The following is a 21,358-nucleotide window of genomic DNA, read 5'->3' on the forward strand; positions in this document are numbered from 1 at the left end:
CAGTGCGTACGACCATGGCCAGAAGTCTCCGCCAACCCGAAGGGCCCCGGCGCCTTGATACGGATCGAATCAGTCACCAAGCGGTACCCGGACGGCACGGTGGCGGTCGACCGGCTCTCCATGGAGATACCCGACCGCTCGATCACCGTCCTCGTCGGACCGTCGGGCTGCGGCAAGACGACCACCCTGCGGATGATCAACAGGATGGTCGAACCGAGCGAGGGAACGATCCTCCTCGACGGCGAGGACATCCAGCGGCAGCCCGTCACCACCCTGCGCCGCTCCATGGGATACGTCATCCAGAACGCCGGCCTCTTCCAGCACCGCACGATCGTCGACAACATCGCGACCGTGCCCCGCATGCTCGGCTGGGGCAAGCAGAAGGCCCGGGACCGGGCGGCCGAACTGATGGAGCGCGTGGGCCTCGACGCCGCGCTCGCCAAGCGGTACCCGTACCAGCTGTCCGGCGGCCAGCAGCAGCGCGTCGGCGTGGCCCGGGCGCTCGCCGCCGATCCGCCGGTGCTGCTCATGGACGAGCCGTTCTCGGCGGTCGACCCCGTGGTGCGCAAGGTCCTCCAGGACGAACTGCTGCGCATCCAGGAGGAGCTGGGCAAGACCATCGTCTTCGTCACCCACGACATCGACGAGGCGATCAAACTCGGCACGATGGTCGCCGTGCTGCGGGAAGGCGGCCACCTCGCCCAGTACGCACCGCCCGCCGAGCTGCTGTCGAACCCCGCCGACGCCTTCGTCGAGGACTTCCTCGGCGCCGACCGCGGCATCCGGGGCCTGTCGTTCTTCCCGTCGGCCGGGCTCACGCTGACGACCGACCCGGTGATCCGGGTCGACGCCACCGCCGAGCAGATCGCCACCCCCGACGCCCCGTGGCTCCTGGTGACCGACGCCGACGGCAAGCCGCTCGGCTGGAGCGCGCCGGACGATCTGGCGGCCGGTGACATCAGGCCGGACCGGCTCCTGTCCCACGGGCGGCCGTTCGTGCCCGGCATCGACTCGCTGCGGGCCGCACTCGACTGCGCCGTGCTCTCCCCGACCGGCTGGGCCGTCGCCGTGGATGCCGAGGGACGGGTGACCGGAGTGGTCGCGCAGCAGACCATCGGCGAGGCGATCCGCAGCGCCCACGAGGCACGGCGCGACGACGAGCGCGACGACGAGAAGGTCGCCGGATGAGCGAGTACCTCCACGACTTCTTCGACATCCCGAGCGACCTCCAGCACAGCTGGTTCGGGCTGATCGGGCTGCACCTGAGGGAGGCCCTGCTGCCGGTGGCTGCCGGACTGCTCCTGGCGCTGCCGATCGCCCAGCTCTGCGTGCGCTTCCGCTGGCTGTACCCGCCCGTCCTCGGCCTGACGACCGTCCTGTACGCCATCCCGTCCCTGGCGTTCTTCGTGGTCCTCATCGACTACACCGGGCAGACCGAACTCACCGTGATGATCCCGTTGGCCGTGTACAGCCTGGTGGTGCTCGTCCCGGCGATCGTCGACGGGGTGCGCTCGGTGCCCCCGGAGACCCTGGCCGCCGCCACCGCGATGGGCTTCGGGCCGGTACGGCGGTACTTCCAGGTGCAGTTGCCGATCGCGGTCCCGGCGATCATCGCGGGCCTCAGGGTGGCGACCGTGTCGAGCATCTCCCTCGTCAGCGTCGGCATGCTGATCGGCAACCAGGGCGCGCTCGGCAACCTGCTCCACGACGCGCAGATCTACAACCGGCCCGAACTCACCTGGAACTCCGTGATCACCACGGCGCTCCTGGCGATCCTCGTCGACGCCCTGCTGGTCCTCGTCCGCGTGCTGCTGACGCCCTGGATGCCGAGCGGGACGGCCCGCCGCAAGCCGGCGCCCGCCCTTAAGGACGCTGCCCGGTGAACGTACTCAACTTCGTCAACTCGTTCTTCAGCGACAGCGCCCACTGGCAGGGCTACGACGGCATCCCCGCCCGGCTCGGGGAGCACGTCCAGTACACCCTGGAGGCGCTGCTCCTCGCCGCCGCGATCGGGCTGCCGATCGGCCTGGTCACCGGGCACTACGGGCGCGGCGGCAACGCCCTGTCCCTGGTCGCCACCGCCGGGCGGGCCCTGCCCAGCTTCGGTCTGCTGGTGCTGATGACCACCCTGCTGGGGTTCGGGATGCTGCCCGTGATGATCCCGCTGGTCATCCTCGCCGTCCCGCCGATCCTGGTCACCACCTACGAGGCGATGCGCTCCGTCGACCCCTCGCCGGTGGACGCCGCCCGCGGCATGGGCATGCACGAGTCCCGGATCCTCTTCCAGGTGGAACTGCCGGTCGCCCTGCCGCTGATCCTCAGCGGCCTGCGCTCGGCGGCCATCCAGATCGTGTCGACCGCCACCATCGCCGCCTACGTCAGCCTGGGCGGCCTCGGCCGGTACATCGTCGACGGCCTTTACCAGCGCAACTACGAGAAGGTGGTGGGCGGCGCGACGCTGGTGGCCGTCCTCGCGCTGGTCACGCTCGCCCTGTTCTGGGCGGCGGCCCGGGTCGCGGTCTCTCCGGGTGTGCGCAGGAGATGACGCCAATTGGTGACCAAGCTGCTCTTGACTGACCGAATATCCGCTGGCTTGGATCAGTGGGTGATGACTACACGGAAGAGCAGCACCCGGTCCATATCGAGGCACCCCGGCGCGGCAGCGGTCGCGCTGGCCGCGGCGGCAGCTCTTCTCGGGGGCTGTTCCTCCGGCGGCACCTCCGACGACCCGCTCAAGGGCGGCGGGGCGGAGGGCGGCGCCGTCGTCGTCGGCTCCAACAACTTCGCCGAGTCCATCCTGCTCGCCGACATCTACGGCGAGGCCCTCAAGTCCAAGGGCATCAAGGTCACCTACAAGCCCAACATCGGCAGCCGCGAGACCACGTACGGCCTGATGAAGAACGGCAGCGTCACCGTGCTGCCGGAGTACAACGGCTCCCTGCTGGCCTACCTCGACGCCAAGGCCAAGCCGAAGACGGTCGAGGAGACCACGACCGCCATCAACGGCAAGCTCGACTCCAAGCTGGAGCTGCTGAAGCCGTCGGCCGCGCAGAACAAGGACTCCGTGACGGTCAACGCGGAGACCGCGAAGAAGTACAAGCTGACCGCGGACTCGTCCATCGCCGACCTCAAGGACGTCGCCAAGGACCTGGACTTCGGCGGCTCGCCCGAGTTCCAGACCCGGCACCAGGGCCTGGTGGGCCTGAAGTCGGTGTACGGCCTCGAGTTCAAGTCCTTCAAGTCCCTCGACGCGGGCGGTCCGCTGACCCAGGCGGCGCTGAAGAAGAACACCGTGCAGGCCGCGGACCTCTTCACCACCGACCCGACCATCGCCCGGGACAAGTTCGTCGTCCTGAAGGACCCGGAGAACCTCTTCGGCTTCCAGAACGTGCAGCCGCTGGTCCGCAAGGGCGAGCTGTCCAAGGAGGGCGCCGCGGCACTCGACGCGGTCTCGGCCAAGCTCGACACGAAGGCCCTGCTCGAACTGGACGCGCGGGTACAGCTGGAGAAGCAGGACCCGCTGGACGTCGCCAAGGCCTGGCTGAAGTCGCAGGGCCTGGCCTGACACTCCGCTCCCGCGGCCCGGGCGGTGCGCACCGCCCGGGCCGCGCGATGTCTCCCTAGGCCTGTACGGCCGACGCGATCAACTGGTCGATCAGGGCGATCAGCACGTCCCGGCACGACTCCCGGTCCCGCGCGTCGCACAGCAGCACCCGCACATGCTCCGGCACCGCGAGCGCGTCCCGGATGTCCTCGGGCGGATACGGGTGCTTGCCGTGGAAGCCGTTGACCCCGACGACGAACGGGATCTCCCGGCGCTCGAAGAAGTCGATCGCGGCGAAACTGGACTCGGGTCTGCGGACGTCGACCAGGACCACGGCACCCAGCGCGCCGAGCGCCAGGTCGTTCCACATGAACCAGAACCGCTGCTGCCCCGGCGTACCGAACAGGTACAGCACCAGTTCCCGGCTGATGGTGATTCTGCCGAAGTCCAGGGCCACGGTGGTGGCCCGCTTCTCCTCGATGCCGTCGAGGTCGTCGATACCCAGACCGGCCATGGTCAGGGGTTCCTCGGTGCGCAGCGGGGCGATCTCGCTGACCGACCCGACCATGGTGGTCTTGCCCACGCCGAAGCCCCCGGCGATGAGGATCTTGACCGTGTCGGGTGCCGAGGACGCGTCCGTGACGGGGTCAGAGCCGGCCAAGGCCGTCCCTCACTTTCTGCAGCAGGTCCAGGTCCGGAGTGGTACGGGAGACGAGGCGCGGCGGGCGGACGGTGATCCGGCCCGCCTCCAGCAGGTCGCAGAGCAGGATCACGACCACGCTCACCGGCAGGTCGAGCCGGGCCGCCAGCTCCGCCACGGCGAGGGGCTCGGCGCAGAGCCGGAGGATTCGGGTGTGCTCGGGCTGGCACCGGGCCGCGGTGGCCGGCGGCGGATCGACCGCGGTCACCGTCGCGATGAGCGTGAAGTCGGCACGGCTGGGCCGGGTCCGGCCACCGGTCAGGGCGAACGGTCGTACGAGCCTGCCCGCCGAATCGCCTTCGCCCACCTCACACGCCTGGGTCGACGACGGGTCCGGCCATGCCCCGCGGTGCCGCGCTGAGGTGTTCGCCGATCTTCTTCACCAGCATGTTCATCTGGTACGCCACCACACCGACGTCCGCGCCCGGGCCGGTCAGCACGACCAGATGGGCGCCGGGGCCGGCGGAGGTCAGGATCAGATAGCTGTTGGCCATCTCGATGAGCGCCTGGCGCACCGGACCGCCCCGGAAGTCCATGCTGACGCCCTTGCTCAGGCTCATCAGACCGGACGCGGTCGCCGCGAGCCGCTCGGCGTCGTCGCGCAGGAACCCGGTGGACTTGCTGACCACCAGGCCGTCCTCGGAGAGCACCACGGCCTGGTTCACGTCGGCGACCCGCTCCACGAGTCCGGTCAGCAGCTGGTCGAGCTGGGTGTGGGTGGCGGGGATGGGGCGTGTCATTGCGGAGTCCTTCGTCAGCGGTCGGCGGGCGGAGTCGAGGGGACGGCGTCGGCGGCGGCCTGCCGGGGTGGTGCGTCCGGGTCCTCGTCACGGGCCCGGAGCGTGCCGCGCTGGAAGCCCGCCAGGGAGGAGGCGGCGGCTTCCGCGGTGAAGTCGTCGAGGGAACAGTCGTCGCCGTCGGGCACGGACTCTTCGCGCAGTTCCTCGACCAGGCTGGTCTGCGGCACGCGACGGGGGAGCGGGGCGAGACCGTCCCCGCGGGGGGTGCGAGCGGCGGGTGCGGTCCGGGCCGCGACGAGGGGCCGAGGCTCCTCACGAGCGGAACCGGCGTCCTCGGCTCTGCCGGTGACACTCTCGGACACCTTGGCAGGCGGCTCTACGCCGACTGAGTCCTGCTCGGGCGACGGGGTCTCCCGGACCACGATGTCGTGCGGTATCAGCACGATCGCCGTGGTCCCGCCGTACGGCGACAGGCGCAGGGTGGCGGCGATGCCGTGCCGGTGGGCCAGCTGGGCGACCACGAACATGCCGAGGCGCAGATCGTCGGCGAGCGCGACCACGTCGAACTGCGGGGGCACCGCGAGCTGTTCGTTGAAGGACGCGTAGTCCTCCTCCGACATGCCGAGGCCGCGGTCCTCGACCTCGACGGCCAGGCCCTTGGCGACCATCCCGGCCCGCACCGTGACGGGGCTCGGGGCGGGGGAGTACGCGGTCGCGTTGTCGATGAGCTCGGCCAGCAGATGGATCACGTCGGCGACCGCGGGCGGGGCGACGTACACCTCCTCCTCGGTGTGCACCTCCACCCGCTGGTACTCGGCGACCTCGCCCACCGCGCTGCGCAGGATGTCCATCAGCGCGACCGGCTCGGTCCAGCTGCGGCCCGGCCGTTCGCCGCTGACGATGACGAGGTTCTCCTCGTAGCGGCGCAACTGGCTGGCCGTGGAGTCCAGTTCGTACAGGCCCTTGAGGATGTCGGGGTCGCTGTGCTCGCGCTCCAGCGCGTCGAGCTTGCTCAGCTGGAGGTTGACCAGGTTCTGGCTCTGCCGGGCGATGCCCAGGATGACCTTCTGGAAGCCGCGCCGGGTGTCGGCGAGCTCGACCGCGGTGTGCACGGCCGTGCGCTGGGCGGTGTTGAACGCCTGCGCCACCTGGCCGAGTTCGTCGTGCCCGTAGTCCAGCGGGGTCGTCGCCGACTCCGGGTCGACCTTCTCGCCCCGCTCCAGCCGGGCCACCACGTCCGGCAGCCGCTCCTTGGCGAGGCTGAGCGTGGCCAGGCGCAGACCGCGCAGCCGCCGGGACAGCGAGCGGGTGATCCGCCAGGACATGCCGACGCACAGCAGCAGCGCGAGCAGCCCGCCGGCGCTCAGGGACGCCGCCTTGATCAGCGTCCCGTCCGCCTTGTCGGCGCTGCGCTCCAGCAGCCCCGTCGTCTGCTGCTCGATGAGACTCGCGTAGTGCGCGGACAGCTTGTCCATGGCGGCGTTCCACCGCTTCTGCGCGTCCGGCAGGGCGATCCGGTCCGCGTCGGTGCCGGAGTTCCGGGCCGCCAGCACCTGGTCCTCGATCGACTCCAGCGTCCTCCACTCCGGGCTCGCCAGGATCCGCTCGGTCTGTGCCTTGGCCTCGCCGGTGAGCTGCGGCACGACCTGGTCCTGGACCAGCCAGCGCCGGGTGTTCACGAGTTCCGCGTACTGCACCCACGCCTTGTCGTCCAGATGCCCGGACGGCCAGGCCAGGGTCAGCTGCGCGTCCTCCCGGGAGACCAGCTCCGCCGCGTGCTCCAGCGCGACCAGCGGGCCGGCCTGCGAGGTGAGGTCGCCGTCGTCGACCTGGGAGAGCTCCTGGAAGGCGTGGATCTGGTCGTCGATGATCGAGGAGTACTGGTCCAGCGCCTGCTGGGGGGTGATGTCGGTGGGGTCGTCCACCTGGTCCCGGTAGTACTCGAGGCTTCCCACCGAGCCCAGCACCGAGTACAGCCGGTCGGAGATGCGGGCGGGCGCCTTCTCGATCGCGTCCGCCTGCCCGACCAGCTTCGCGACCGCCTTGTCGGTCTCCTCGCGCTGCGCGTCGAGGGCGGTGCGGGAGCCCTGCGGGGAGGCCAGCCAGGCGGCCGACAGGCTGCGCTCCCGCTGCAGCGCGAGCGTCGCGTCGGTGCCCATGGCGCCGGTCGAGCGGCTCAGCTCCGTCTGGTCACGCAGCCGCAGGCCCTCCGAGAACATCTGGATCGTCGTCACGCCCCACATGGCGGCGAGGGTGACGCTGGGCACCAGGGCCAGCAGCCACAGGGAGAGGCGTATGGAACCGAGACGGCGCCGGGCACCTGTCCGTCGAGACATCGTCGTCCTAGGGGCGATCAGCGGGGAGCGAGGAACGGGGAGCGAGGAACGGGGAAGATGGGATGCGCAGGATGTTATCCGTACAAGTGGGCGTGCGAACCGGGCCTGACCGAATCTTTGGCGACACCGTCACAGGAAGTGTCCGGTCACCGGGTCCCGGCGGCGGCGAACCGTGCCACAGCGGACACGTTCGACCTGGTCACGAACGCCGGACCGGTGAGCACCGGAGCCGTCCCGCCGCCGCTGACGTTGCCGTTGGTGCGGTACAGCCACAGGGCGTCCACCGCGAGATAGCCCTGCAGATACGGCTGCTGGTCCACGGCGAACTGCACATCGCCGCCCTGGACCGCCTTGACCAGGTCCTTGTTCAGGTCGAAGGTGGCCACGTCGGCTCTGCTGCCGGCCTGCTCGACGGCCTTGACCGCGCTGAGCCCGTACTGGGCGCCCAGGGTGACGACCTCGTCGATGCTCGTGTCCTGCCGCAGCCGGGACGCGATCGTGGCGGTCACCGCGTCCATGTCGGCGCCGTCCACGTACAGGTTGTCGGTGTCGCCGCCGAACGTCTTCCGCACGCCGGCGCAGCGGGCCTCCAGCGCCACGTTGCCCCGCTCGTGCACCACGCACAGGGCGTGCTTGGCCTTGACCTCGTCCAGCTTGTCGCCGACGGCCCGGCCGGCGACGGACTCGTCCTGGCCGAAGTACTCCAGGAGTCCCGTCGGCCGCCAGGCGTCGATGCCGGAGTTGAGCCCGACGACGGGGATGCCGGCCGCCTTGGCCTGGGCGACCGGGCCGCGCATCGCCGCCGGTTTGGCCAGCGTCACGGCGATGCCGTCGACCTTGTCGCGGACCGCGTCCCGCACCAGCTCGGCCTGCGCCGCCGGGTCCGAGTCGCCGGCGTACGTCAGGTCGATGCCGTCCTTGGCGGCCGCCGTCTCCGCGCCTCTGCGCACCAGGTCCCAGAAGGCGTCCCCCTTGCCGCCGTGCGTGACGAGGGCGACCTTCATCCCGGCGCCGGACGTGTCCGCCGTGTCCGCCCCGTCGTCGGCCACGCCGAGGACGGAGCAGCCGGACACCAGCAGACACGCGGCGGAGGCCAGGGCCACGGTTCGGGAGAGTCTCACGGTGGTGGGCTGCGGGGGAGGAGTGTTCATGGGGGGTGGACCTCGCTGTGCGGCCGAGCAAGAGCAGGGTGAGAGCACAGCGGGGCCGTGAACGTGCACGACCCGATGACTCTCTCTGGCCCGGAGCCAACCGTGTGTGACCACTGGTCGTCAAGTGAGCGGCCACAAGCCGTGAGTTGATGCTGCCGCATCGTGATGATCCGTCCGACGGGCCGAACGGCGAGGTCAGGGCCCCTTCCCGGGGCTAGGGCTTGCGCGCCACCGCCCCGTACATCGCGATGTCCTCGTCCCGAATCGTGACACCGTTTCCGGCACCGCCGCTTTCCGTACCGTCCGTGCGGTTCGGGCGCCACTTGTGGACCTGCGCGATGCCGGGCTCCACCAGGTCGAGCCCCTCGAAGAACTCCGCCGCCTCGGGCAGGGTGCGCAGCCGCATCGGCATGCCGCGCGCGGCGTACTCCCGGGCCACCCGGCCGACCTCGTCGGGGGCGAAGTCGGCGGTGCCGACGGACATCGCGAGGCAGCTGCCGGGCGGCAGCGGGTCGAGGAGCCGGCGGACGATGCCGACGGCGTCGTGCTCGTCCAGCATGAAGTGCACGATCGCGATGACGGTCAGCGCGACCGGCTCCGACAGATCGAGGGTCTCCCGGAAGCCGGGGGCGCCGAGGATGGCCGCCGGGTCGCGCATGTCCGCCTCGACGTACGCCGTCCCGCCCTCGGGCGTGCCGGACAGCAGGCCCTGGGAGAGGGAGAGGACGAGCGGGTCGTTGTCGACGTAGACGACCCGGGCGTCCGGGGCCGCCGCCTGGGCGATCTCGTGCAGGTTGGGCGGGGTCGGGATGCCGGTGCCGACGTCGAGGAACTGCCGTATCCCCGCCTCGGCGGCCAGATACCGCACGGCGCGGTGCATGAAGTCGCGGTTGGCCCGCATGTGGACCGGCAGGGCGGGCCACTCGCGGCACATGGCGTCGCCCGCCTCCCGGTCGGCGGGGTAGTTGTCGTCGCCGCCGAGGATGTAGTCGTAGATCCGCGCGGAGTGCGCGCTCTCGGTGTCGATACGGTGCTCCGGCATCCGGGCCTCCCTGTACACAACTCGGCTGTCACCGGCCACAGTTGGACCGTCGCGCGCGATTCCATCACTCCCGGCCCCGCGAGGGAAGAAACGGCTTTCCGGGGCGGGTGCCGCGGGCCGCCTAAACTGGTGCGGCTCGCGGGACGACGGGCGCGACGGACACGACGGAAGGGGCGGTGACGGTGGCGGCAGCCGGCAGTGGCTTCGAGGACCCCTCCGCCGACGTGCTCGCCCAGGCGGCCGCGGCCTTCGGGCTGCTTGCCTCGCCCGCCCGGCTGCACATCGTCTGGGCGCTGGCCCAGGGCGAGAGCGACGTGACCGGGCTCGCGGAGCGGGTCGGCGGCGCGCTGCCCGCGGTCAGCCAGCACCTCACCAAGCTGAAACTGGCCGGCCTCGTCCGCTCCCGCCGCGAGGGCCGCCGACAGGTGTACTACGTCGACGACCCCGACATCGTCGACGTCGTACGGCTCCTGATGGGCCGGCTCACCGACCGCGCCGCCCCGGCGCGCCGCCGGCTCCATGGCCTCTGAGCCCGCCGAGGGCACCACCCTGGAGGTGCTGCGGCGGCTGGAGACTGGGCCCCGGGGGCTGACCGAAGCCGACGCCGCGGCGAGGCTGATCGCCTCCGGCGAGAACACGCTGCCGGAGATACGCACACCCTCCTGGCCCCTGAGGGCCGTGCGCGCCCTGCGCGACCCCTTCACCGCCGTCCTGCTCTGCCTCGGCCTGGTGTCCGTCGCCATAGCCTCCTGGGGCACCGGGATGGTCATCCTCGCCCTGGTCGTCGTGAGCTGCGTGCTGCGCGCGACCGGGGAACACCGGGCCGACCGGTCCATGTCCGCCCTGCGCGACCTGGTCGCCGGCACGGCCGCGGTGCTCCGCCGCACCGACGGCCGGGAGCCGCCGGAGTCCCGGGAGGTCCCGGTCGCCGAACTGGTCCCCGGTGACGTGATCCGCCTCGGCCCGGGAGATCTGATCCCGGCCGATGTGCGTCTGCTGCGGGCGCGGGGGCTCACGGTCCACGAGGCGGCCCTCACCGGGGAGTCGGCGCCGGTGGACAAGAGCACCGCGGACGGGACGGGCGAGTCCCTCCTGTGTTTCCAGGGCAGCACCGTCGCCTCGGGCACCGCCACCGCCGTCGTGGTCGCCACCGGCACCGGGACCCGGTTCGCCGCCGTGCACCGGCAGCCCGCCGCGCGCCGGGAGGGCGGGGCCTTCGACCGGTCCGTGCACGGGATCTCCTGGGCGCTGATCCGGTTCATGCTGCTGACCCCGCCCCTGGTGCTGATGGCCAACGCGGCACTGCGCGGACGCGGTCTGGAGACCCTGCCCTTCGCCGTCGCGGTCGCCGTCGGTCTGACGCCCGAGATGCTGCCGGTGATCGTCACCACCTGTCTGGCCCGGGGCGCCGCCCTCCTGGCCCGCACCCACGGCGTCATCGTCAAACGGCTGCCCGCGCTGCACGACCTGGGCGCCGTCGACGTGCTGTGCGTCGACAAGACCGGCACGCTCACCCAGGACCGGCCGGTCGTCGAACGGTCCCTCGACCCGGCCGGCCGGGACGACCCGGAGGTGCTGCGCTGGGCCGCCGTCGGCGCCTGGTGGACCCTCCAGCTCGCCGAACTGCCCGCCCCCGACGCCCTCGACGAGGCCCTGCTGGAGGCGGCCGGGCCGGTGGGCGAGGAGTACGACGGAGTGGAGGCCGTGCCGTTCGACCCGGTACGGCGGATCGCGACGGCGGTGGTACGAGGCTCCCTCGGACGGCACACCGTCGTCGTCACCGGTGCCGTCGAGGCCGTACTGGAGCGCTGCGCGACCGAACCCGGCGAGCGTGACCGGCTGCTGGCGCTCGCCGCCCGGGAGGCGGACACCGGGCTGCGGGTGCTGGCCCTCGCCACGGCCGACCGCCCCGCCGCCGCGAGCCCGCCGACCGACCCCCGGGGCCTGGTCTTCCGGGGCCTGGTCACCTTCCGGGACGACCTCGCCCCGACCGCCGCCGAGGCCCTGCGCGGCCTGGCCGACCGCGGCGTCACCGTCAAGGTCCTCACCGGCGACCACCCGGCCACGGCGGCCCGGGCCTGCCGGGAACTGGGCCTGGATCCGGGGCGGGTACGGACCGCCGCGGACCTGGCGGACTCCGAAGCCGCCGGGGCGACCGTGGTCGCCCGCTGCACCCCTCAGGACAAGGCCCGCCTCGTCGCCGCACTGCGCGCCGCCGGGCACACCGTCGGATTCGTCGGCGACGGAGTGAACGACGTGGCCGCGCTGCGTGCCGCCGATGTCTCTCTCGCGCCCCGCTCCGCCGTCGGCGTGGCCCGGGAGAGCGCCGATGTCGTCCTCGCCGAGAAGGACCTCACGGCGATCGGCCACGCGGTCACGGCCGGCCGGCACGCGAGCGGCAACATCGCCTCGTACCTGCGCGTCACGCTCTCCTCCAACCTGGGCAACGTCGTCGCCATGCTCGCCGCGGGCCTGCTCCTGCCCTTCCTGCCGATGCTCCCGGCTCAGGTGCTCGCGCAGAACCTGTGCTTCGACGCGGCCCAGCTCGCCTTCGCCCACGACCGTCCCGGCGCGGCGGCCCTGCGCGGCCCGGCCGTGCTGCGGCCGCGCTCCTTCCTGAGGTTCGTCACCGGCTTCGGCCTGCTCAACGCGCTCGCCGACCTCGCCACCTTCGCCGTGCTCGCCCTCGCGCTCGCCGGCCCCGACGCCGTGGACGACGAGGCCGTGTTCCACTCCGCCTGGTTCACCGAGAACCTGCTCACCCAGGCCCTGGTGATGCTGCTCCTGCGCAGCGGCCGGCGCGTCGAGGGGAGCAGGGTGCCGGGCCCGGTCGGCCTGGCGGCGGCCGGCCTCGCCGCCGTCGGCCTGCTGCTGCCGCCGAGTCCCCTCGGCACGGCCCTCGGCATGACGGCCCTGCCCGCCGCGTACTACCTGCTGCCCGCCGTGGTGTTCGGCCTGTACGCCCTGGCCCTGACGGCGGCCAGGGCCCGGCTCCGGCGGCGTCAGCCGTAGCTCAGGTTCGAGCAGACGTCAGCCGTAGCTCAGGTTCGAGCAGGGGTTGTCGTCCGCCGAACGGGCCCCGTCGGCGACCTCCGACGGTACGGCCGTCGGAGCGGGGGACGCGGACGCGGTCGCCGCCGGGTCGTCGGCGTACGACTGCCCCAGCACGACGCTGATCCCGCTGCCGGTCACCGACCGGAGCTCGGCGCCGGGGAAGGCCGCCGCGACGGTCCGGGCCCGATCCTCGAGGCCCGGGCCGTACTCGACCACTGTGGTCGTGTGGTCCTGGCTGGACGCCGTCGCCGTACCCGTGACGGTGAAGCCGTCCCCGGTGAGGGACGCGGCGGCGCGGGCGGCCAGACCGGGGACGGCGGTGCCGTTGTAGACGGCGACGTCGATGCCGTCACCGGAGACCGGCGCGGGGGACGAGGAGGCGGAGGGAGACGCGTCCGGGGTCGGGGAATCCGACGCTCCGGTCTGCTTTCCGCCGGCGTCCTGGCCGTCGATCGTGCGGTCGGCCTTGAGCGCCGCCCACAGGGCGTCGGCGTCCGGCCGCACGATCGCCACCCGGGAACCCTCGTAGCGCCAGGGCAGGGTGATGAACTTCGTGTTGTGCAGGTCGATGTCCTTCAGGGACATCGCGAAGGAGATCAGCTTGTCGGCGGAGCCCAGGCCGGGGTCGACGGTCAGGGACTCGGTGGCGGCGTCGGCCAGCGGCAACAGCCGCGTCGGGGTGAGGCCCTTGCTCTTCACCTCCTTCAGCAGACTGGCCACGAAGGCCTGCTGCCGCTTGATCCGGCCGATGTCGCTGCCGTCGCCTATGCCGTGCCGGATCCGGACGTAGTCCAGCGCCCGCTGTCCCGACACGCTCTGCTCGCCCTGGTGGAACAGCAGCTTGCCGGGGGCGGTGAGGTGCGGGTCGAGGTCGTTCTCGTACACGTCCTTCGGCAGGCACACCCGTACGCCGCCCACCACCTCCGTCAGCCGTGCGAAGCCCTTGAAGTCGACGACGACGGTGTGGTCGACGCGCAGCCCGGTGAGCTGTTCGACCGTGTTCTGGGTGCAGGCGGGGTTGCCCTCGGCGGTCCGGCCGACCGAGTACGCGGCGTTGAACATCGTGTCCGGCCGGGCCTTCGTCCAGTTGCCGTCGGGCAGTTTGCAGGACGGGACGGTGACCAGGGTGTCGCGCGGGATGGAGACGGCGAGGGCGTGCCGGTGGTCGGCGTAGACGTGCAGCAGGAACGCGGTGTCGGAACGGCCCACGTCGTGCTTGTCGCCGCCGCCCAGCGCGCTGTTGCCGCCGGTGCGGCTGTCGGAGCCGATGACCAGGATGTTCTCGCCCTTCGACGAGTTCGCCTCGGGGCGGTTGTCGGAGAAGCCGCCGGAGTCGAAGGTGCTGATGTCGCCGTCCAGCTTCAGATACAGCCAGCCGGCACCGCCCGCGGCGAGCACCAGCAGGGCCAGGCAGACCAGGAGGGCGACGCGTGGGCCGCGGCGGCGACCGCGCCGCCGCCTCTGTTCCCGGGGCGCGGCCCGGTGCCGTGGTGGTTCCGTCCTCCGCGTACTGCTGACCGTCATCGGCGTCCGCTCGCCTCTCTCCCGGGGTTGTACAGTTGCGCAATGTAGCAACTGTTGAAGAGAGGGAGGGTATGCCGTGCTGCGCAACGGACTGGAGCCCTGGCATCTGCTGATCGTGGCGATCGTCGTGATCGTCCTGTTCGGCTCGAAGAAACTGCCGGACACGGCGCGTTCACTCGGCCGCTCGATGCGGATCCTCAAGAGCGAGGCGAAGGCGATGAAGGAGGAGGGCGCCGGGGGACCGGCCTCCGGAGAGCCGGACAGCCGTGATCCGGCACCCTCCGAGGGGACCGTCAGCCCGTCAGGACCGGCAGCGTCCGATGGCCGTGCGAGATGAACGAGTCCACCGGCCGCAGCTCGTCGACCGGTACGGCCAGGGTGAGGCCGGGGAACCGCTCGAACAGGGCGGGCAGGGCCACGCGGGCCTCCAGCCGGCCGAGCGGGGCGCCCAGGCAGTGGTGGACGCCGTAGCCGAAGGCCAGATGGTCCTTCGCGGCCCGGGTGACGTCGAAGACGGCGGCGTCCGGGCCGTGTTGCCCCGGGTCGCGACCGGCGGCGGCGTACGCGGCGAGGATCGCCTCGCCCTTGCGGATCACCGCGCCGTCCGGGCCGCCCAGTTCACCGAGGGGCAGATCCTCGACGGCGTACCGCAGCGGCAGGCTGGCCACCGGTGCTTCGGCCCGCAGGGTCTCCTCGATCACATCGTCCCAGGAGGCGCGTCCGCCGCGGACGTGCGCGAGCTGGTCGGGGTGGGTGAGCAGCGCGTGGACGGCGTTGTCGAGCAGGTTGACCGTCGTCTCGTGACCGGCGCTGATCATCAGCATCAGCGTGTCGAGCAGCTCCGGCTCGCTGAGGCGCGTGCCGCTTTCCTCCTCGTGGGCCGCGATCAGCGCGGAGGTGAGGTCGTCGCCGGGTGCCGCCCGTTTCACGGCGACGAGCCGATCGAGAACGGCGTAGAACCGGTCGTAGATGTCGGCGACCTCGGCCGCGTCGGCCGAGGTGTGGAAGACGCCGTCCACCACGACCCGCAGTTCGTCCCCCAACTCCTCGGGCAGTCCGAGCAGTTCGCCGATGACCTGGATGGGCAGCGGGTAGCAGAACTCTTCCCGCAGATCGACCGCGTGGCCGTCCGCGCCGCCGCCGGCCCCGGCCTTGGCGACCCGGTCGAGCAGTGCCGCGGTGATCTCCTCGATCCGTGGCCGCAACGCGTTGGTGCGACGGGCGGTGAACGCCTTGGAGACGAGGGTGCGCAGCCGTTTGTGGTCGGTGCCGTAGGCCGTGAACATGCTCTGCACCGCGACCCACGTGAACAGCGGCCAGTCCGGCGAGACCTCGCCGTCGATCCAGCGCCGCCAGTGTCGGCGCGGGTCCTTCGACACCCGTGGGTCGGTGAGCAGCCGTTTCAGAAGCGGGGTGCTGCTGACCGCCCAGGCCGGGACACCGTGGGGGAGTTCGACGGGGGTGACGGGTCCGCGCTCGCGGATCCGGGTCGCCTCGCCGTGGATGTCGCGGCCGGTCGGGTCGATCACGATCGGGTGGGACTGATCCATCGGACTCTCCCTGGGGTGACGGCTGTTCGTACGTCGCGCCGACGCCTCGTGGGCGGGAGCGCGACACGTCCAGCCAAGTCGCCGCGGCCGGGCGACGCCAGGGGGTCGAGGATCACTGGCCTGAAGGGCATCACTGGCCTGATTCAGACGGCCTGGCCGGCCTCCCGTTCCAGGGGCCCCGCCATGGCCCGCTCGGCCTTGGCCGCCTTCCTGCGCTGCCGCCGGCTGACGCGCGGCTCCTGGTCCGGGAGCCAGCCGAAGGTGAGACAGCTTCCGACGACGCCCAGGAGCATGCCCACGAAGAAGCCGCCCAGGTTCGAGGTCAGCCAGGTCCCCAGGGAGACCAGCACCCCGATGACCGAGTAGAACAGGCGCTGGGAGGGGCTGAAGAGGATCAGTACGCCGCACAGCAGCATCACGGTCGGAAGCAGATAGCCGGCCAGGCCCTGCATGCCGACGTGCAGGATGACGTCCAGCGACGCCTTCAGGGTGAGCAGGACCTCCGCCCCGCCCAGGGCGAGCAGCAGCCCGCCCCAGAAGGGACGGCCCGCCCGCCACCGACGGAAGGCGGACCGGGACTTCCCGTGTGGGCCGCCGGGCATCAGCAGCCCGATTCGCTGAAGCCCAGCTTCAGCCCCGGCAGCTTGAACACACCGGCCGTCGTGGCGTAGTTGGTCTGCCGCAGGTTGGCGATGCGCACGGTGTCGGACTGCTGGCTGAACACGCCGATCGGCCCGCGGCCCAGGTCTCCGGCCTTGTTGAGCTTGCTGGCGTCGTTGCCGATCTCGATGTTGGTGAAGGCCGCGTCGCCCGAGAGCTGGGTGGAGTCGGTGGTCAGGTCGGTGGCCCGGACCTTCTTCGCACCTTCACCCGCCCTGATGATCAGGTTCGTGCCGCCCAGGTCCACGCTCTGGCACAGCTTGGTGAGCGTCGCGTCCTTGATCACGGACGTGACGACCAGCACCTGACCGCCCGTCTCACCCGCGTTGGGGCTGCCCTCGGCCATCTCGTCCAGACCGCCGAACTGGGCGAAGCCGTTGCCCTTCAGCTCGGTGGCGGTGACCGTGAAGGGCATGCCGGAGATGGCGAACTGCACGCCCAGCGCCCCCTCGGCGGTGAGGACCGCGAGGCCCGCGGCGACCAGGGTGGCCGGCACCGCCATCACCGCGGCCCGGCGTGCCCGGACCCGGCCGCGGCGCGCGGGAGCGTCGGTGACGTCCGCGGCGGCGGGGCCGTCCGGTCTTTCGGGGGTGTGCTCGGCGGAGGAGGTCATGTCTGCTCCAGGTGCGTGTCGGTGCGGATCGAAAACTTCGGTGGCACGTTGCCCTGGCGCGGACACCGACCGCGTACATCCGTATCCCCGCAACTCCCGTCGGTTGCAAGGGCTTTCTCGTTACGACGCGGTAGCCGACTCGGAAGTTACCGGGGGTTACATGAGGGGTCAAGGGAAGTGTGAACAAAGAGTGTTGAATGTGCGCCGTATGTGAGTCGCCTTCATTCGGGAACTCTCAGCGCACGCACAACTCCCTTGCGAAGCCTTGACGTTGACTCGCCGGTAGGTCTACAACTCTCCTCGTCTCACCGGATCCGTGGCGCCGGATCCGTCACGTGGCACCGTCCGCGCACCCCGGACCGCCCCTCCAGGACGGCGTCCCGGACGGGCATCCCGCCGCCCGGTGCGTCCGCACGGGCTTTCCATCGCCCGAGTCCACCCCCCGCCCGGCCCGGCCGGAGCCGCGCCCCCCGTGCGTGCCTCCGGCCGGTGACCGGACTGCCGTTGCCGGTCCGCCACGTACGGAGAAGGCGTGACGGACCGGCGACGGCGGACGCACCCCCTCACCCCCGCTTCCGAAAGAGGTACACCCGCATGCGTACTCGCACCCTGCTCGCCCTCACCGCCGCCGTCGCCGCCCTGGGGCTCGCCGCCCCCGCCTCGGCGGCCGACACCCCGGTCCTGACCACCACCGACGGTGCGGCCGTCGCGGTCGGCGACGTCCTCGACGCGTCCCTGGCGAGCGGTACCGCCGCCACCTTCTACTCCAGCGCGACCGGCACCAGCGGCATCTCGTGCACCTCGTCGGCGTTCGCCGCCAAGGTCACCGCCAACCCGTCCGCCCCGGGCACCGCCACCGAGTCCCTCGCCTCGCACACCTTCGACACCAGCGGCTGTACCACCAACGTCGTCGGTTCGCTCGGCGTCAGCGGCATCACCGTCGACAACCTGCCCTACACCACCAGCGTGTCCTCCGACGGCACCGTCTCCGTGACCCCGGGCGCGAGCTCCGCCATCCAGTCCACGGTCAAGCTGCGCACCCTGCTGGGCAGCATCACCTGCGTCTACCAGGCGCCGAGCCTGACCGGCACCGCGAGCAACGCCGACCACAGCATCTCCTTCACCAACCAGCAGTTCACGAAGGTCTCCGGTTCTTCGCTCTGCTTCAGCAACGCCTTCTTCACCGCCAAGTACGCCCCGGTGACGAAGGGCGGCGTGGCGATCAACGTCAACTGAACTGCCGCCACGGTTGGTTCAGCGTCGCCGTAGTCGTACGGCCAGGGCGGCGCCGCCGGTGAGCAACAGCACCGCCGCGGCGCCGCCCGCCAGCATGGGCGTGGACGGGCCCGAGCCGGGGCCGGAGGTGGCTGCCACCGGGGTGTGGTCGCCCTGCGGCTGCGCCTGCGATGGCGGCTGCGGGTCGGCGGCGTTCCCTCCCGGCTTCTGCTCCTCCGTCTCCTTCTCCTTCTCGTCCTCCGCCTTCTCGCTCTCCTTCTCCTCCGGAGATGCCGCCTCCTGCTGCGGAGCCGCCGCCTCCTTCTCCGGGAACACCACGTCCGAGCACGAGTAATAGGTGTCCGGCGTACTGCTGTTCTGCCACACCGTGTACAGCACGTGCCGCCCGGTCCGGTCCGACGGCAGGGTCGCCTTCAGACGGTAGGCGCCGTCCGTCAGGGCCGGGTCCGTCACCTCCGCGAAGGGCTTCTCGGGCAGGTCGGACCAGGACAGCGGCCCGGCCGGGTCGTAGCCGGGCTTCGTGAGGTACATCCGGAACGTGCCGGTGTGCGGGATCGTCGAGACGTACCGCATGGTCAGCGTCGCGCCGGGCGTCATCCGGGTCGAGGGCCAGTCGGCGCGGGCGAGGTCGAGGCCCCGGTAGGCGGGCAGGCCCCCGCTGCACAGCTTCCCGTCGGGGACGACCTGCCGGTCCCTGCCGTTCACGTTCGCCAGCCGCAGGTTGTCCCAGGCCGTGAAGGGCGCGCCGTTCGCGGCGACGGCCGCGCGGCACGCCGCCGAGCCGACGCGATCGCCGCCCTCGGGGGAGCAGGCCACCACCCGGCTCACCGGATCGGTCGGCGCGCCGTGCGCCCCCGCAGGGCCGGCGGCCCACAGCGGCAGCAGCAGCGGCGTCACGAGGGCGGCCGCGAGTGCGGTGCGGTGTGCGGTCCTACGAGGCATCCCTCTGCGTCTCCTCGGCCGGGGCGGCAACGTCGGTAGTGCAGTACGGGAAACCGTCCCGGCGCGTTCACCCCGCGCGGCGCGTTCGAAACGGGCCGTTCGCTCCCAACTGCCCGCCATAGAGGGTGGGGTTCCGGCCGGATCGAGGGTTTCCCCCGTATCCCGATGACCTTCCCTTTGCCTATCGTTCGACCACAGCCGACCCACAGGCAACCCCGAACGGTCCGCTGGCCTTCTCTGCGCCTGGCCGGCCATCGCGTCGCTTTTCGAACCACCCCCCTCCGCTTCGACGACGAAGCGACTCCACCGCCGCTCCGCCCAGCCCGGAGTCAGGCCACGAAAGGCAACGACCGTGCGTACCTCCCCAGAGCTCAGACGGAAGCTGATATCCGTCGCCGTCGTCTCCGCCGCGCTGCTGACCGCCGCCCCCGCCTCGGTCGCCGTCGCCCAGGAGTCCGCCCCGCGCCCCGCCGCCGTCCCCACCGCTCAGACCGAGGCCGCACCCGGCGCCCCGGCCGAGCGCCTCATCGTCGGCTACAAGTCCGGCGCCGCCGAGGCCAAGTCGAACAAGGCCGCCGCCGCCGACGCCGACACCAAGGCCGAGAAGACGGGCGAGGACATCGACTTCCAGCGCCGCCTCGGCACCGGCGCGGCCCTCGTCGAGCTGGGCACCGACACCACCCGGACGTCCGTCGCCGACGTCGTCGCCCAGTACGAGGCCGACCCGCAGGTCGCCTACGTCGTTCCGGACCGTCTGAACAAGCCGACGGCCGTCACCCCGAACGACACCGACTACAGCAAGCAGTGGGACCTGTTCGAGTCCACCGCGGGCATGAACGTCCCGGCCGCCTGGGACACCACCACCGGCAGCGGCGTCACCGTCGCCGTCATCGACACCGGCTACGTCACCCACTCCGACCTGGCCGCGAACATCGTCGGCGGCTACGACTTCATCTCCGACACCGCCGTCTCCGTCGACGGCAACGGCCGTGACAGCAACCCGGCCGACCCGGGCGACTGGTACAACGCCAACGAGTGCGGCACGGGCATCCCGGCCTCCAGCTCCTCCTGGCACGGCACCCACGTGGCCGGCACCATCGCCGCCGCCACCCACAACGGCAAGGGCATCGCCGGCATCGCCTACGGCGCGAAGATCTCCCCGGTCCGCGTCCTCGGCAAGTGCGGCGGCTACGACTCCGACATCATCGACGCCATCACCTGGGCGTCGGGCGGCACCGTCTCCGGCGTTCCCGCCAACACCAACGTCGCCAAGGTCATCAACATGAGCCTCGGCGGGGGCGGCGCCTGCTCCACCGCCACCCAGAGCGCCATCACCGGCGCCGTGAACCGCGGCACCTCGGTCGTCGTCGCGGCCGGCAACGAGAACCAGAACGTCTCCAACTCGTCCCCGGCGAACTGCAACAACGTCATCTCGGTCGCCGCGACCAACCGCGCGGGCAGCCGTGCCTCGTACTCCAACTTCGGTTCGCTGGTCGACATCTCCGCCCCCGGCGGTGAGACCCGCACCTCCTCCGCCAACGGCATCCTGTCGACGCTGAACTCCGGCACGAAGACGCCGTCGAGCGAGAACTACGCCGCCTACCAGGGCACCAGCATGGCCACCCCGCACGTCGCGGGCCTCGCCGCACTGGTGAAGTCGGCCAACTCCGCCCTCACCCCGGCGCAGATCGAGTCGGCCATCAAGGCCAACGCCCGCGCCCTGCCCGGCACCTGCTCCGGCGGCTGCGGCGCCGGTCTCGCGGACGCCGCCAAGACGGTCCAGGCCGTCAAGGGCGGTACGTCCACCGGCACGACCTTCTCCAGCACCACCGCGGTCGCCGTCCCGGACAACGGCGCGGCGATCGAGTCGCCGATCAGCGTCACCGGCCGCAGCGGCAACGCCCCCTCGGCCCTCCAGGTCGGCGTCGACATCACCCACACCTACCGCGGCGACCTGGTCATCGACCTCGTCGCGCCGGACGGTTCGACGTACCGTCTGAAGTCCGCCGCGTCGGACTCCGCCGACAACGTGAACACCACCTACACGGTGAACGCGTCGAGCGAGACCGCCAACGGCACCTGGAAGCTGCGCGTCCAGGACACCTCGGCGCAGGACACGGGCACGCTCAACAGCTGGAAGTTGACCTTCTGATCCGCGCTCACCAGCGGGCGGGTCGACCGGTGCGGATGGGCACCGGCCGGCCCGCCTTTACGTCTGCCCGCACAACCCCCACAGTTAGATACCGAACGCGCTGTTTTCTTTCAC

At 71.6% G+C, this 21,358-nt stretch carries 20 protein-coding genes; 9 read left to right on the plus strand and 11 right to left on the minus strand.

The window, feature by feature from the left end:
- The first annotated feature begins 54 nt into the window (after nt 1–54).
- From ACFT4A_RS03640 to ACFT4A_RS03655, 4 genes are all read left to right on the plus strand, one after another.
- Complete coding sequence (locus ACFT4A_RS03640) at nt 55–1,188, plus strand: ABC transporter ATP-binding protein (RefSeq protein WP_382825602.1); 1,134 nt, start codon at nt 55–57, stop codon at nt 1,186–1,188.
- A complete protein-coding gene (locus ACFT4A_RS03645) occupies nt 1,185–1,883 on the plus strand; it encodes an ABC transporter permease (protein ID WP_382825604.1) in 699 nt (232 codons plus the stop codon). The genes ACFT4A_RS03640 and ACFT4A_RS03645 overlap by 4 nt, the downstream gene beginning before the upstream one ends.
- Nucleotides 1,880–2,545, plus strand: coding sequence for an ABC transporter permease (locus ACFT4A_RS03650; protein WP_359888500.1), 666 nt, complete (start codon nt 1,880–1,882; stop codon nt 2,543–2,545). The genes ACFT4A_RS03645 and ACFT4A_RS03650 overlap by 4 nt, the downstream gene beginning before the upstream one ends.
- 63 nt (nt 2,546–2,608) lie before the next feature.
- A complete protein-coding gene (locus ACFT4A_RS03655; RefSeq protein ID WP_382825606.1) occupies nt 2,609–3,565 on the plus strand; it encodes an ABC transporter substrate-binding protein in 957 nt (318 codons plus the stop codon).
- A gap of 55 nt (nt 3,566–3,620) precedes the next feature.
- Here ACFT4A_RS03655 and ACFT4A_RS03660 read toward each other — a convergent pair whose 3' ends face one another.
- The 6 genes from ACFT4A_RS03660 to ACFT4A_RS03685 all read right to left on the minus strand — a co-directional run bounded on the left by ACFT4A_RS03660 (nt 3,621) and on the right by ACFT4A_RS03685 (nt 9,513).
- Nucleotides 3,621–4,205: an ATP/GTP-binding protein gene (locus ACFT4A_RS03660; RefSeq protein ID WP_189721573.1), complete on the minus strand. Its 585-nt coding sequence runs from the start codon at nt 4,203–4,205 to the stop codon at nt 3,621–3,623.
- The gene (locus ACFT4A_RS03665) at nt 4,192–4,551 is read right to left on the minus strand and encodes a DUF742 domain-containing protein (RefSeq protein ID WP_215117859.1); all 360 of its coding nucleotides are present in this window, start codon (nt 4,549–4,551) and stop codon (nt 4,192–4,194) included. Before ACFT4A_RS03665 ends, ACFT4A_RS03660 begins: the two co-directional genes overlap by 14 nt.
- Before the next feature lies 1 nt (nt 4,552).
- Entirely contained in the window at nt 4,553–4,984 is a 432-nt protein-coding gene (locus tag ACFT4A_RS03670) for a roadblock/LC7 domain-containing protein (RefSeq protein ID WP_020271575.1), read from the minus strand.
- 14 nt (nt 4,985–4,998) lie between these two features.
- Nucleotides 4,999–7,320 (minus strand): nitrate- and nitrite sensing domain-containing protein, encoded by a 2,322-nt coding sequence (locus tag ACFT4A_RS03675; protein WP_382825608.1) that lies wholly within the window; start codon nt 7,318–7,320, stop codon nt 4,999–5,001.
- A gap of 146 nt (nt 7,321–7,466) precedes the next feature.
- Nucleotides 7,467–8,471 (minus strand): substrate-binding domain-containing protein, encoded by a 1,005-nt coding sequence (locus tag ACFT4A_RS03680; protein WP_382825610.1) that lies wholly within the window; start codon nt 8,469–8,471, stop codon nt 7,467–7,469.
- A gap of 214 nt (nt 8,472–8,685) precedes the next feature.
- A complete protein-coding gene (locus tag ACFT4A_RS03685) occupies nt 8,686–9,513 on the minus strand; it encodes an SAM-dependent methyltransferase (protein ID WP_382825612.1) in 828 nt (275 codons plus the stop codon).
- 182 nt (nt 9,514–9,695) lie between these two features.
- On the opposite strand from ACFT4A_RS03685, the gene ACFT4A_RS03690 reads away from it, so the two are divergent.
- A complete protein-coding gene (locus tag ACFT4A_RS03690; RefSeq protein ID WP_382825952.1) occupies nt 9,696–10,043 on the plus strand; it encodes an ArsR/SmtB family transcription factor in 348 nt (115 codons plus the stop codon).
- On the plus strand, nt 10,033–12,525 hold the full coding sequence (gene mgtA / locus ACFT4A_RS03695) for a magnesium-translocating P-type ATPase (RefSeq protein ID WP_382825613.1): 2,493 nt from the start codon (nt 10,033–10,035) through the stop codon (nt 12,523–12,525). The genes ACFT4A_RS03690 and mgtA overlap by 11 nt, the downstream gene beginning before the upstream one ends.
- 18 nt (nt 12,526–12,543) lie before the next feature.
- On the opposite strand, the gene ACFT4A_RS03700 is transcribed toward mgtA, so the two are convergent.
- Complete coding sequence (locus ACFT4A_RS03700) at nt 12,544–14,091, minus strand: LCP family protein (RefSeq protein ID WP_382825615.1); 1,548 nt, start codon at nt 14,089–14,091, stop codon at nt 12,544–12,546.
- 76 nt (nt 14,092–14,167) lie between these two features.
- Between ACFT4A_RS03700 and tatA the strand changes: the two genes are divergently transcribed.
- Nucleotides 14,168–14,428 (plus strand): Sec-independent protein translocase subunit TatA, encoded by a 261-nt coding sequence (gene tatA / locus ACFT4A_RS03705; protein WP_382825617.1) that lies wholly within the window; start codon nt 14,168–14,170, stop codon nt 14,426–14,428.
- On the opposite strand, the gene ACFT4A_RS03710 is transcribed toward tatA, so the two are convergent.
- The 3 genes from ACFT4A_RS03710 to ACFT4A_RS03720 all read right to left on the minus strand — a co-directional run bounded on the left by ACFT4A_RS03710 (nt 14,385) and on the right by ACFT4A_RS03720 (nt 16,914).
- Complete coding sequence (locus ACFT4A_RS03710) at nt 14,385–15,641, minus strand: cytochrome P450 (protein WP_382825619.1); 1,257 nt, start codon at nt 15,639–15,641, stop codon at nt 14,385–14,387. The two genes, tatA and ACFT4A_RS03710, sit on opposite strands and share 44 nt — an antisense overlap.
- Before the next feature lie 143 nt (nt 15,642–15,784).
- Nucleotides 15,785–16,243, minus strand: a complete 459-nt coding sequence (locus ACFT4A_RS03715) for a DUF6114 domain-containing protein (RefSeq protein WP_382825620.1) — start codon at nt 16,241–16,243, stop codon at nt 15,785–15,787.
- Complete coding sequence (locus ACFT4A_RS03720; protein WP_382825621.1) at nt 16,243–16,914, minus strand: DUF6230 family protein; 672 nt, start codon at nt 16,912–16,914, stop codon at nt 16,243–16,245. The genes ACFT4A_RS03715 and ACFT4A_RS03720 overlap by 1 nt, the downstream gene beginning before the upstream one ends.
- A gap of 594 nt (nt 16,915–17,508) precedes the next feature.
- On the opposite strand from ACFT4A_RS03720, the gene ACFT4A_RS03725 reads away from it, so the two are divergent.
- Nucleotides 17,509–18,150: a Tat pathway signal sequence domain protein gene (locus tag ACFT4A_RS03725; protein ID WP_382825623.1), complete on the plus strand. Its 642-nt coding sequence runs from the start codon at nt 17,509–17,511 to the stop codon at nt 18,148–18,150.
- Between the two features lie 18 nt (nt 18,151–18,168).
- Here ACFT4A_RS03725 and ACFT4A_RS03730 read toward each other — a convergent pair whose 3' ends face one another.
- Nucleotides 18,169–19,092, minus strand: a complete 924-nt coding sequence (locus ACFT4A_RS03730) for a lytic polysaccharide monooxygenase (protein ID WP_382825625.1) — start codon at nt 19,090–19,092, stop codon at nt 18,169–18,171.
- 352 nt (nt 19,093–19,444) lie between these two features.
- Between ACFT4A_RS03730 and ACFT4A_RS03735 the strand changes: the two genes are divergently transcribed.
- On the plus strand, nt 19,445–21,244 hold the full coding sequence (locus ACFT4A_RS03735) for a S8 family serine peptidase (RefSeq protein ID WP_382825627.1): 1,800 nt from the start codon (nt 19,445–19,447) through the stop codon (nt 21,242–21,244).
- Nucleotides 21,245–21,358 lie beyond the last annotated feature (114 nt).

It is taken from the genome of Streptomyces sp. NPDC057099, from assembly GCF_042671245.1.
Classification (GTDB): domain Bacteria; phylum Actinomycetota; class Actinomycetes; order Streptomycetales; family Streptomycetaceae; genus Streptomyces; species Streptomyces purpurascens.